The sequence below is a fragment of the Actinokineospora diospyrosa genome (assembly GCF_024171925.1).
GTDB classification, from domain to species: Bacteria; Actinomycetota; Actinomycetes; order Mycobacteriales; family Pseudonocardiaceae; genus Actinokineospora; species Actinokineospora diospyrosa.
Window position 1 is genome coordinate 504,881 of sequence record NZ_JAMTCO010000001.1, and the last position, 13,434, is coordinate 518,314.

The 13,434-nt window shown below is 71.3% G+C and carries 3 protein-coding genes; all 3 read right to left on the minus strand.

Annotated elements, in window-relative coordinates; genetic code table 11:
- Positions 1-87 precede the first annotated feature (87 nt).
- The gene (locus LV75_RS01955; protein WP_253884827.1) at positions 88-633 is read right to left on the minus strand and encodes a hypothetical protein; all 546 of its coding nucleotides are present in this window, start codon (positions 631-633) and stop codon (positions 88-90) included.
- Positions 618-12,905 carry a DNRLRE domain-containing protein gene (locus LV75_RS01960; protein WP_253884828.1) on the minus strand — a complete coding sequence of 4,096 codons (12,288 nt, stop codon included), beginning with the start codon at positions 12,903-12,905 and terminating at the stop codon, positions 618-620. Before LV75_RS01960 ends, LV75_RS01955 begins: the two co-directional genes overlap by 16 nt.
- 151 nt (positions 12,906-13,056) lie before the next feature.
- On the minus strand, positions 13,057-13,371 hold the full coding sequence (locus LV75_RS01965) for a hypothetical protein (protein WP_253884829.1): 315 nt from the start codon (positions 13,369-13,371) through the stop codon (positions 13,057-13,059).
- Positions 13,372-13,434: the final 63 nt, after the last annotated feature.

The following is a 13,434-nucleotide window of genomic DNA, read 5'->3' on the forward strand; positions in this document are numbered from 1 at the left end:
CAGTCGTCCGGTCGAACCGCGTCGCTACGGCACGACGATCACGCCACCCGCTCGCCTACCTCCAGCTCGCGCACCACCGGCAACCCCTCAGGAGCCGTGCGCGACGAGCAGCCGCTCCCGGGACACCCGCTGGTCCTCGGCGCGCCGCCGGAGCAGTTCCGGCGGGCTGACGGTGTTCGCGAGCGCCTGCCGCTGTTGCTCCAACTCGGCCTCGGCCAGCGCCGAATCAGGCAGGTTCTCGTCGAGCAACCCCATTGCCGTCCACACCGCGTGGGCGCACGCCTGCGCCTCCGCCACGTCCCCGCCGGTCCGGTACGACACCGCGTGCCACAGCGCCAGGACGGCGTAGAAGGAGTCGATGTCGTCGTCCTCGACCAGTGGTTCCTGCTCGGTGTCCAGCTCCGGCCACCGCGCCATCGCGGCGGCCACCTCGTCGAACTCCGTGCTCGGCGCACTCACGTCCCACAGCAAGTCCAGTCCGCGCAGGTAGGTGTCCACGTCGTCGGCGCGTTCCGGGTCATCCCCGCGCAGGCCGGTGAACAGTTGGGCCACCCGCTCCGCGCACCCCGCCACGAACGCCGCCACCTCGGTGGGCCCGCGCGTCACCAGCTGCGCGCTCACGTCTGCGGCCATATGAAGCTCCTCCTGCGGGTTGTCGGCTTCGGTCCGGCCGGATAGATGGGGCCGGTCATCTGGCCACCGCTGCCTCGGATCCAGGGGGCGCAGACCTCGAGGCAGACGTTACGGGAGGTGCCGCCCGCGATCGGGGTCCACCCTTGCTTGTTGGCGAACAGGAAGGCGTTCTGCTCGGCGTGCGTGCCGGGGATGTTGGGCACGTGGACCTCGCCCGGGCGCAGGGGAACCGCGAGCTGGTCCTTGGTCAGGCCGCGACCGCTGCCCGCGATCAGGTCGCGCGGGCCGTTGGGCGTCATCACCCGTACCACCGCGACCGTGCTGTACCGCTCGCGCACGATCTGGCTGCGCTCCGCCGCGTGGATCTGCGCCGCCCGGTCGGAGTACTGGCAGTTGTGGACCAGGACCGGGGTGGTCCCGGCGAGCACGTAGTAGGTGTGCGGACCGTCGACGGTGAGGTTGTGCACCCGTTGCGCCTGGCTGCGCTGGGCCACCGCGACGACCTGGACGTAAGTGCCCGCCGAGGTGCGCAGCAGTGCCCCGACGTGGAGCTTGCCCGCCTCTACCCAGGTTCCCGGCGCGATCCAGAACGGGTGCCCCGAGGTCGCGGTGACCGAGGCGTCGGCGCGGCCGTCGGCGTTGGTGTCGACGGAGATGTCGACCAGGTCCTTCTGCCCGTCGCCGACGATGGTCGCGGTGACCGGGCGTCCGTCGGTGCGGCCCGTGGCCGGGTCGGTCGCCAGGACCCGGTCGCCGAGTTCGACCTCGCCGATGGCCTTGCTGGAGCCGTCGGCCAGCACCACCTGCGTGTCGGGGGTGAAGCTGTTGCCGTAGCAGTTGCCCGCCGAGGTCGGCTTGGTGCCCATCGGGTCGGCCAGGTCCGCCGGGTCGTTGGCGACGTAGCCGTAGAGGTTGGTGCCGCCGTCGAAACCGATCGGGTCCTCGCTGATGAACCGCTGCAGGACCGGGCTGTAGTAGCGGGCCCGGTAGTAGTACAGGCCGGTGGCGTCGTCCTCGCGCCCGGTGAAGCGGTGCGGGTTGCCCGCGTCGGAGCCCGTCACGTAGGTGCGGCCGAAGGGCTCGTAGCTGTAGGACGCGCCCGCGCCCGCCCCATCGACGAGGCTGACGGTGCTACCGCGCGCGTCGGTCAGGTACCGGCGCGTCGTGCCACCGGACTCCCTGAGGTGGAAGCCGTCCACGCCCGTCGCGGTCATGGTCGCGGTGACTGAACCGTTTACCTTCTCCTGCAACGGGTTCTGCCCGTCGTAGAGATAGCCGGTGGTCTGACCGTTGACCGTGCGCCCCTGCCTGCGGCCGTCCGGACCGTAGGTGAAGCCCGCGTTCACCCCGGGCGCGGACACGCTTGCCAGCTGGCCCTTCGAGTTCCAGGTGTAGCTGGCCTGGCCATCGGAGACGAGGTTGCCGTCCAGGTCGTGGCCGACCACCTTGCCGTTGACGCTGCTCGTGCGGTTGGCCAGGTCGTAGGCCGCGGGCCCGAAGGCTTCCGGCAGAACCGTCCGCGAGTGGCTGCCCGTGGTGCGCGCTTGCCTACCGGCGCGGTCGTACTCGTAGTTCAGGTCACCGAGAACCGTTGTGCCCGAGCGGTAGGTGAGCGTGGTGACCTGTCCCGCGTCGTCGTAGGCGTAGGTCTGCGACACACCACCGCCCTGGGCGCCGACCCGCAGTGCACGGCCGACCGCGTCGCGGCTGACGGTGGTGACCGCCGTACCGCCCTGCTGGACCTCCGTCAGCGCGCCCACCGCGTCGTAGACGTGGCGCACCACCGGCTTGCCCGGCACGGTCATCGTGCGGTCGCGCCCGGAGGTGTCGTAGGCGTAGGTGACCGTGCCCTGCGGGGTTGTCTCGGTCGTGATCCGGTCGAAGTCGTCGTAGTCGGTGGTCTGCACCCCGGTGACGGAGTCCTCGGCGCGGCGTATCCTGTCGGCCGAGTCGTAGGTGTAGGTGACGACACCCTCGGTGCCGTAGCGCAATTCCTTGCGGCGCCCCAACTCGTCGTAGGTGTAGCTGGTGAGCACGCCGCGCCTGCTGGTGTAGCGCTTGAGGCCGCCGTTGGCGTCGTACTCCGCCAAGTCGGACCGGCCGAGCGGGTCGGTGACCCGGTCGACGCGGTCGAACGCGTCGAACCGGTAGCCGGTGCGACCACCGCGCGGGTCGACGACCAGTGTCTGGTTGCCGTTGGGGTCGTACTCGTAGGACATCGCCCGGCCGAGGGGGTCGACCGTGCCCGCGATCTGCCCGGTCGGGGTGTAGGAGATCTCGCTGACCGTGCCGCGCGGGTCGACCGCGGCCACCTTCCGACCGATCGCGTCGTAGTACGCGCGGCTCTCCCGGCGCAGCGCGTCCGTCGTCAGGACTTCGTCGGCGCCCGCGAACTCGGCGGTGGTGTACTTGCCCGCCGGGTCGGTGATCCTGGTGACCAGCCCGCTCGCGTTGGTCTGGTAGGTCGTCGTGCGGTTGGCCTGGTCCGTTGTGGACTTGAGCGCGCCGCGGGTGTCGTACTGGTGGACCGTGTCCTTGCCGTAGCTGTCGGTGTACTTGCTCAGCTGGGCGAAGGGCCCGTTGTACTCGAGCCGCTCCGTGCGCGCCCGCGGGGTGCCTGCGAGCTGGGTCTTCTCGTTGATCTGCCCGACGGCGTTGTAAGCCAGGGTCGTCCGGCGGCCGAGCGAGTCGGTGGAGGCGGTGAGGCGGACGCCGTTGGGCTCGTACTCGTTGGTCGTGGTCGACGCGATCGGGGTGCCGTGGGCCGAGGTGTCGGTGAGGACGGAGCCCTGGGCGTTGAAGGTGAACCGGCGGACGTGGTTGAGCGGGTCGGTGACGCGGGTCTCGACGATGGCGTTGCCGGACTCGACGTAGTCGAAGGTGGTGACGCCGTTGTCGGCGGCGGTCTGCGTCTTGACCCGGCCCTTCTCGTCGTAGGTGTTGAGCAGGTACCGGGTGCCGCGGGCGTCGGTGATGCTCTTGAGGCGGCCGTTCTCCCAGCCGTAGCGGGTGATCCCGCCGCGCACGTCGGTGACGGTCTCCAGGTGGCCGGTCGACAGGTAGGTGTAGGAGACCCGGCGGCCGATGTTGTCTTCGACCGCGGCGACGCGCGGTGGGTTGGCCTGGTCGTAGGCGAACCGGACCCAGCGGCCGCTGGGCGAGGTGATCTGGGTGATCGGGCCGTTGGCGCGCACCTTGCCGTCGGTGCCCGGTGGGGCGATGGCGCGGGTGATGGTGGTCGTGTTGCCGAACTTGTCCCTGACCTCCTGGACCGGTGCCTCCTCACCGATGACGATGGTGGTGCCGTCGCGCAGCGACACGTCCCAGCCGCTGTCGACCCAGCGCACGGTGGAGCCGTCGTATTTGGTGGGTGTCGGGTCGGCCTTGAAGACCGCGCCCGCGTAGTCCTCGCCCGGGCTGGTGCGCCGGTAGTGGATGCGGCTGCCGTCGGGTTGGACGAGGTCGAACTCCTGGAAGGTAAACTGGCCGATCACACCTGGGGACCACGGGTACTCGCCGTAGTTGATGCTGGTGCCCACACCGAAGGCGCGGATGTCCTGGTCGCCCTGCTGGTAGGTGCGCTTGATCTCGATCGGCGCGATGTCGTCGACGACCAGGTCGGTGGCCTCGTCGACGAGCAGGCCGGTCGACGGGTCGACGGGGTCGCCCACGCGCATGCCGTTGGCGCGCGGGGCCAGCAGCGGCGGGTTCATGCCGGGGACGGCGGTCATGGCGCCGGTGAGGCGGTAGAACCGCACGCTCGGGTCGGGCACGATCTGCTTGCCGTCGGCGGAAACGGTGCCGTGGCCGTAGACGTGCCAGCCCTTGCCGTCCGGGTCGTAGTTCCAGAACTCGGTGCGGGTGCCCGGCGCTTCCTTGGTGTAGTTGGGGTAGATGATCCGCGCGCCCTCGGGGAACAGGTAGCTGCCGCCGGGCTGGACGGTGAAGTAGACCGGGACCTTGGTCGGCGGCAGCGGGAACGGCGGCCGGTCGATCGGGATCGGGGTCAGGCTCAGCTCGGTGGCCACGGTGCCCTCGGCGTCGCGCACGACCGTGCCCGCGGGCAGCCGCACCTCGAGGCCGGGGATGGCCTTCGTGGTCAGCACGGTCTCGGCCGTGGTCGGGCTGGCGACGCGCACGGTGCTCGCGGCGTCGACCTCGGGCAGGAACACGGTGTGCGGCAGCACGAGCACCTTGCCGGGCTTCAGGTCGACGCCGATGTCGAAGGCGGCGTGCCTGCGCCCGGTCTGGTTGCTGGTGCCGTCGACGCGGACCGCGACGTGCCCGCCGGGCAGGTCGGCCAGCACGAAGGCGCCCTTGGCGTCGGTGGTGGCCCGCCGGTCGCCCACGCTGACCCGCACGCCGGCCAGCGGCTGGCCGCCGGTGGACTGGACCTTGCCGACCAAGCCGGTGAAGCCGAGGTCGAACTCCAGCGGCCGCTCCCGGCCGGGGGCCGGGTCGTAGCGGGTGCTCCAGTCGGCGCCGTCGAGGTTGGCGGCGTCGGGCTGCCAGGCGCAGGTGGACGCGGGCGGCTGCGGTAGCGGCTGGGGGTCGGGTTCGGTGCTGCCCTGGGCCCTGGCGACCTTGGCCGTCGGCGGCACCGGGTCACCGGGCACGCACTGCGGTGTGATCGGGGTCGGCGGGTCCAGCACCGGTCCGGCCGGGGCCGCCGCCGCGGTGGCGGGCCTGCTGATGGCGACGCCGATCGAGCCGACGACGGCACCGGCCGGGTCGAACACCAGCGTGTAGACGCCGGTCTCGGCCAGCGCGGGCAGCCGGAACTGGTCGGTGCTCATCCAGGTGCCGCGCGGCGCGACTGTCCCGCCGGGTGCGATGAGGCTGTAGTAGGCGCCGAGGTTGCTGGGGAAGTCGCGGGTCGCGTTGACCTGCAGCACCTCGCCCGCGGTGCCGTCGAAGGTGACCTTCGCGTTCTGCGCCACGCGGGTGATCACGGCAGTGCGGGCTGGCCCGCCGATGGTGACCTTGCCGCCGTCGGCCTCGGTGGACAGGGCAATGGTGAGCTCGCCGGTGGCGCCCTGGCTGGAGCTGTCGAGCGGCTCGACCGCGACCGTGTACTCCCCGGCCACCGGCAGGGTCGTCAGGTCGACACCGAGCGGCGCGCCCGCGGCGGCGGGGTTGTCCAGGACGGTCCCGTCCGGCTTGGTGATCTTCGCCCGCAGGACTGGGGTGCTCGACCCCCCGGTGGCACCGAGGCTCAGCCGCTGCCCCACCTGGCCGTTGACCTTGCCGACCAGGGTCTGGCCGGGGATGACCGCGCTCGCGGTCACCAGCGGTCCGTCCGGTTGCAGGACACCGAGGTCGACCGGTTCGCTCGCCGCGAGGGTCAGCTGGCCGGTGGTGGCGTAGGCGGGGTCGAGGTGCACGCGGTAGCGCCCGGTCTCGGGCAGCGCGCCGATATCGATCTTGCCGTCGTTCGCGGTGGCCAGCAGCCCGCCGGTGCCGGGCCGGTACACCCGGGTGGTGACCACGCCGGGGATGCTGCGGTCGCGGGAGAGCAGCTTGAGCGGGCGACCGGCGACACCGTCGTAGTCGAACCACACGTCCCGGCCCGGTCGGTCGAAGGTGACCCCGGTCTGGGCGTTGAGCGGCAACTGCCCGCGTTCGGTGCGGGAGGTGAGCCAGCCCCGCGCGGCGCCGACCGCCTCCCAGCCGGTGAGGAACAGGTTGTGGTCGCCGTCCTTGGCCACCGGGATCGACTTGATCTCCTGGGTGCCGACGCGCAGCTCGACCTGCTTGTCGTCGGGCTCGCTGAGGATGCCGCCGAGGTAGCCGGGGCGGCCGTTCTCGCGCAGCGTGTTCTCGGTGATGGCGAAGCGCAGCGGCGCGTTGCGCACCCCGGCGAAAGTGATCTTGAGCGACTGCCCAGGCCGGTTGACCTTGAGCGGGATGCCCGGTCCGTCCGCGGTGACCCGGCCCGCGTCGACCACCCCGGAGAGCCACACCTTGCCCGCGCCCAGCTGCCCGGCGCCGAAGGTGACGCCGACCTTGTAGGTGCCGCTCTGCTTGGCCTTGAACACCATCGTCGGGATGTAGGCGTTGAGCGAGGCCTTCCAGGTGTTCGCGCCCTGGCCGCTGGGGTCGGTGACCAGCACGTCGAAGGTGTGGCCGGGCATCGACAGGTCGGTGAGGCCGAAGCTGAGCCATTCCCCCGCGGTGGCGGTGAAGGTCATCTCGCTGCGCTGCCCGGCGACCGAGACGGTGAACGGCACGCCCGCGCCGTCACGGGTGAGCTTGTCGCCGGTGAGGTTGTGCGACGCGGTCACCCGCACCGAGCCCGCGGCGTCGTCGTCGGGGGCGACGACGATCGCGTACGTGCCGTTGGCGACGAAGACCGGGATGTCCTGGCGCAGCGTGCTGCCCGCCCACAGGTCGAGCGGGTCGCCCATGGTGCGGCGGGCGAAGTCGCCGCCGTGCGGGGTGAACATCCACATCGCCGAGCGGACCGGGACGGTGTTGTTCTCCAGGTCCAGGTGGACGCGCTCGCCGACGGTGCCGTCGATGAGCACGACGGCGTCCTTACCGGCCGGGATGGTCAGGTCCAGCGGTTGGCCCAGCTGGAGGCGGCCGCCGAAGACGAGCTTGTCGGTGCGGAACCCGCGCGGCGCGATGAGGAAGTCGGTCGTGCCGGTCGCGGTACCACCCGGGGTGCGCACGCTGACCTTGCCGGAGGCGGCCGCGGCGGGCACCTCCACGGTCAGCGTCGTGGCCCCGACCTGCAGCACGCGCGCCACCGTCTGGTGGAACAGCACGACGTTGTGCGTCGGGTCCGGGTCGAACCCGGTGCCGGTGATGGTCACCGTCTCGCCGGGGTTGGCGCGGTCGGCGGAGACCGAGGCCAGCGTCGGCACGGGCAGACCACGGGTGACGGTGAACGGGGTTCTGCTGGTCGCGGTCTTGCCACCCGCGACCACCTTCACCGCGCCCGCTGTAGTGCCCGCGGGCACGACCACGCTCAGCCGGTTCGCCGAGGCGGCGGTGACCTGGGCGGTTACTCCGTCGAAGGTGACGGCGTTGCCCGCGGCCTGGGTGGCGAACCCGGTGCCGCTGATCTCGACGGTGCCGCCGACCGGGCCGCGCGCCGGGACGACCGCGAAAACCGAGGCGGTGTCGGTGCGGTACCGGTCGGTGGCCTCCAGGTTCCCGGCCGCGTCGTAGCGGTAGGCCGCGGCCTCACCGGAGTTGTTGGTGACGCCCACGAGCTGGCCCGCCGCGTCGTAGAAGTACTCCCGCGGCCCGGCCGGGGCACCGACGACGAACGTGTACGTCGTGGCGGGGGAGAGCACACCGGAGCTCAGCTTCGCCCACACGGTGAGCGTGCGTTGCCCGGAGCGGACGGGCGTGATCGACACGGCGGCGGTGCCGGTGCCCGCGGGCGTCTCGGTGGCCGTGGCGTCGGTGTCGAGTTGGTAGCGGAAGACGTCGGCGGCGACGCTGCCCTGCGTGCGCAGCGTGAAGGTGCCCGCCTGGCCCAGGCTGCCGTGCGGCTGCCCGTCGGCCGGGTAGTCGGTGGCGGACACCAGCGGCGCCGAGGGCGTCGGGGTGGGGCCGACGACCAGGAACGTGTACGTCGCCGGGGCGGACGCGTTGCCGCCGAGGCCGAGCGCCCACACGGTCAGGGTGTGCGAGCCACCGGTCGTCGGCGTCAGGCGGACTGCGGTGTCCCCAGTGCCCGGGACGTCCGTGGTCGGGCCGTCGTCGAGCGTCCATCGGAACCCGGTGATCGCGGTGGCACCGGTGGGCCGGAGCGTGAACACGCCCTCCTGGCCCGCGTTGCCGTGCGGTACACCATCGGCCGGGTAGTCCACAGAGGACACCTGTGGCGCGTTGGGTACCTGTCCGGGTGCGACGACGAACTGGTAGGTCGCTGCAGCGGAGACCAAGCCCGCGGCGGTGTAGGTGCGCACGGACAGCGTTTGCGGTCCGGCGGTGGTCGGGGTGATCTTGACGATGGCCTTGCCGGTCGCGGGCACCTCGGTGCTCTGGCCGCCGTTGAGCTGCCAGCGGTACCCGGCGATGGCGACGGACCCGGTGGGGCGGAAGGTGAACGCCCCCTCCTTGCCCGGCGCGCCGTGCGGGGCGCCACCGGCCGGGTAGTCCAGCGACACGACCTGCGGGGCACCGGGACCGTTCGGTGGGTCGGCGACCACGAAGGTGTGCGTCGTCGGCGCCGACACGAGGTTCTCCGCGCCCAGCGCCCACGCCGTCAGCGTGTGCTGGCCCGGGGTGGTCGGGGTGGCGCGGACGGACACCTCGCCGGAGCCCGCCACGTCGGTGGCCGTGCCGTCGTCGAGCTTCCAGCGGTAGCCGGTGACCGGGATGGCGCCGACCGGCTTGAGGGTGAACACGCCCTCCTGACCAGGCAGGCCGTGCGGTTGGCCATCGGCGGGGTAGTCGCTCGAGGAGACCTGTGGCGCGGCGGGTGCCTGCGCGGGTGCCGCGACGACGAAGGTGTGCACGGCGGGTGCCGACGCGAGCCCGCCCGCTGTGACTGATCGGACGGTCAGGGTGCGGGTGCCTGCCGCGGTCGGGGACAAGGTCACCGTGGTCGGGCCGGTGGCGGCGACCTCGCTGGGCAGCGGGTCGGTGTCGAGCTGGTAGGTGTACTTGGCGATCGCGACCGCGTCGCCCGGGGTCAGGGTGAACGCGCCGGGGCGGCCGGGGGCGCCGTGCGGCTGGCCGTCTGCCGGGTAGTCCGTTGAGGACACTAGCGGCGCCGCGGGCGGCACCGGTGCGGGCGTGCCGGGGCCTGCCGGGAACAGGCTCGGCCGGGGGAGTTCGGCGCCCAGCGCGAAGTGGCCGTGCCACTGCGCCGTGGCACCGAAACTCGTGCCGTTGGAGGTGGCGACCAAGGCTTTGCCGTCGGTGCCACGGGTGTAGGCGACGATGTCGAACTTGCCGTCGCCGGTGAAGTCGCCGACGCCGGTCAGCTCACCGCCCGCGGCGAAACCGCTGTGCCACTGCCGGGCCGCGCCGAACGCGCTGCCCGTGGACAGCGCCACGTTGACCTGGCCGTTGCCGAAGGTGAGGACGTCGTCCTTGCCGTCGCCGTCGGTGTCGCCGAGCGCGACCTTGGTGGCGTCCTGGCCGAAGGTGTCGTGCCACTTCTGCGGTGTGGTAGCGAACTTCGTGCCGTCGGAGAGTGCCACGTAGACGTCGGCTGCCTCGCCACCGGTGAAGTAGACGATGTCGTCTTTATCGTCGCCGTTGACATCGCCCACTGCGGGGATCTCGGTGCCGTGCGCGAACGATGCCTGCCATTGGACGGGTGTGGCGGCGAACTTGGTGCCGTCGGAGAGCGCGACGTGGACCGCGCCGGTGGTGTCGCGGGCGACCGAGGCGATGTCGTCGCGGCCGTCACCGTTGAAGTCACCGACCAACGGGATGTCCGTGCCGGTGGCGAAGGTGGACTGCCACACGCCGCCGGTGGTGAGGAACTTGGTGCCGTCCGAGGGGGCGACGTAGACGGTGCCCGCCGAGCCGCGCACGAAGGTCGCGGCATCGGACTTGCCGTCGCCGGTGAAGTCGCCGGTCAGCGGGATCTCGTTGTCGACGCCGAAACGGGCGTGCCACTGCCAGCCGTCCTGCACGAACTTCGTGCCGTCCGACAGCGAGGTGTAGACGGCGCCACCGGAGCCCCTGGTGAAGGTGACGGTGTCGTCCTTGCCGTCGCCGTTGAAGTCGGCCTTGGTCTTGCGGTGTCGCGGCGATTCCGCGACGACGAATGAATAGACGACCGCGGGGGAGGACACGCCGTTCGCGGTGATCGCCCGCACGGTCAGGGTCCTGGTGCCGGACGCGGCGGGGGTCAGGTTGACCGTGACCGGACCGGTGGCGGGGACCTCGGTGGGATTGGTGTCGGAGTCGAGCTGGTACGCGAACTTGGCGATGCCCACGCCGTTGCCGGGGGAGAGGGTGAACGCGCCCGCCCGACCGGGGGCGCCGTGCGGCAGACCGTCGGCCGGGTAGTCCACAGAGGACACCGTGGGCGCGGCAGGCGGCGCGGGCGGGGTGCCGAGGTAGGACACCGCGAGGGTCGGGCGCAGCAGCGGCTCGGGCGCCTCGTCGGTGAGCAGCAACACCCGCTGCTGGGCACCGGCCTCGTCGCGCAGCTTCACCGCGAAACCGTGGTTGGTGGCCGGGTTGTCGACCCAGCCCTGCACCATGGCCGCGTTCTCCCAGATGTGCCAGGTCGGCCGGTCGGTGATGCCGGAGACGAAGTCCGAGCGGGTGGCCGCGATATCGCCGCCTGCCGCCGTCCACGCGGTCGCCGTTGACGCGCGGTTCCAGGTGACCTGGTTCTCCACGAAACCCCGGCTCAGGGTGTGGCCGTCGAAGGTCGCGCCGGAACCGTTGCTGTAGAAGGCCCACACCGACAGGTCGGCGTCGACGACAGTGGTGCCAGCGGGGATCGCGGTGAGCCCGTCGAAACGCAGCAGCGCGCGGGTCTTGCCGTAGGTACCGCTGCTGTTGCCGACCATCAGCCAGGGTTGGCCACCGATGGCGTCGAGGTTGGTGGTGGCCTGGTTGGCCGACACGGTGGCGTCGGCGGCGCCGCGGAAGACCTGCCGCACCTGACCGGCCTTCGGTGTGCGGGTCAGCTGCGTGGCGCTCGGGATGAGCTGCCCGTCGCGCGTCTTGACGACGACCGAGTAGTAGTAGGCGTTCCAGCCCAGGTCGGGAGCGTTGTCCGGCGTGGCCTGCGCGGTGGTGTCGACGAACCGGGTCGCCTGCGCGCCCACCGCGGTGACCAGCGTGGCGGCCGACGGGGTGTAGACCTGCGAAACGGAGCGGTGGACCTGGTACTCGACGATGTCGTCAGCGGTGTTGCCCGCGTCCGGGTCGGCGTAGGGGGTCCAGACCAACTCGGCGCCGGTGGCGTAAGTCTTGGTGATGGGCTGCAGCACGGCGCCCTGGCGGCCGTAGGTGAGTATGAGCTTGGGGAAGCTTTCAGTGTCACCGTTGTAGTCGAACTCGCCCGCTTGGTAGACGGCCCCACCGCGGCGCAGGGTCTCGTCGGTGGCCTTGACCATCAGGCCGTGGTTGGGCGCCGACCCGGAGACCCAGGACTGGGCGATGTTGCGGACGTCCCACTCCGACCAGGAGTGCGCGACGTTGGCGCGCTTGATCGCGGTGTCCAGCCCGGCCTCCGCGAACAGGGTGCTGGAGTTGTTCCAGGTAGCGGTGTTCTCGGCCCACGCGGCGGTGACCCGGCGGGCTTCGAGGGTGACGTCGTTGGCATTGGTGTAGAGCTCGTTGTCGTAGTAGGTCCGCAGCTTCGCCGCGGTGAGGTTCGTGCCCGCGGGGACCACGGAGGTGTCGAACTTGAGGAGGCTGCGCGCGACACCGGTGTCGTCGGTGCCCACCGACAGCTGGAACAGCGCGCCATCGGCGCGATCGGGCGAGTCCGACCAGATCTGCGCGTCCTGCCCGCCGGTGGAGGTCGGCTCGACCTTGATGGTCGGGTCGATCACCACGGGGTAGCGGCGCGCGGGATCGGCCAGCCACCCCCGGTCCGCCGCGATGGTGACGGTGATGTCGTCACCACGCTGCTGCACGGTCTGGGTTACCTTGTCGCTCCAGGCTTTCCCGTGCGGCGACTTGGCGTCCGGTGCGGCATCGGTCATGAACGGCTTCGGCATCGTGTACAGCGGCGGACCGCCGTCCGGCCCGTGGAACGCGATGGAGCCATCGGGCATCGCCTGCGCGGTGACACCGTTGAGGCGCAACCGGAACCGGTACACCGCCTCCCGAGGAGGGGCCTGGAGGACGATCTCCTCTTTCAGCGCCGACGGGGTGACGCGGTAGCGCAACTCCGCCCCAGCCAAGACATCGTTGTAGCGAACACTGTTGCCGCCCTCAACCGCCGTGGCCGCCCGCGACGGCCCGTCCAGGCCCATGCCGACGCTGGTACCCGCGAAGCCGAAGGTGGCCAGCTCGGCGGTGTTGGTGCCGAACGAGGAGGTGAAAGTGTTGGTCTCGTTGCGCAGCCCCCGCACGGTGGTGTCAACGTCACGCCACTCGCCCTGGTGCCGGAAGTGCAGTGGCTGAGCGGAAAGCTCGACCTCGTGGCCCCCGTCGGACAGCTGGTAGTCCTTGGTGCCCGCGGTCCTGCGCTCCACCACCTCCCGCACCCGCACCGGCGGCCCCTGCGGCGCGGCGGCCGCGACCTCGCCCCCGGTGGGCGGCGGAACGGGCGACAGGTCCACCGCCAGGAAGACGAGGACGAGGGACAGGACCAGGAACCGAGCCACTACAGCAAACCGACGCACTGGATCCCCCAAGACCCGTGGGCCCGCCATCCCCCCAGTCGAGATGGCGCCGAAGCCGCACCCCCAAACTAACCGGCACCCACTGACGGAGAACAGGTCTGATCAGTTGATCCCCACCAACCCGCCGGTCCCGTCACCCGTTGTCGGCCGCGCCCCGAAGACACCCGGTGATCACTTCCCGCCCGCGCTCACCACCCCCAACCTGCCCCAATTCCCCACCATCCAGGAACGCCCGCACCTGCTCAGGGCTGGCGTACTCCATGTACCAATCCGCCACACAGTCCACAACCCGCTTCGGCGCATCCTTAGTCCTGGGATCTGCCACCAACTTCGCCACCACCTCCTCCCGCCGCAGCTCCCCCTCCGCCGAACAAGCCCCCACCAGCCCCACGCCCACCACGAGGATCACCTTGAGCACCAAGGACTTCTTGTGCACAACACCACCCATACCAACACCCTACGGCCCGATCAGCCCTGCGGCGTTGCCCTCCTGCACAGCCCATCGCCCGCA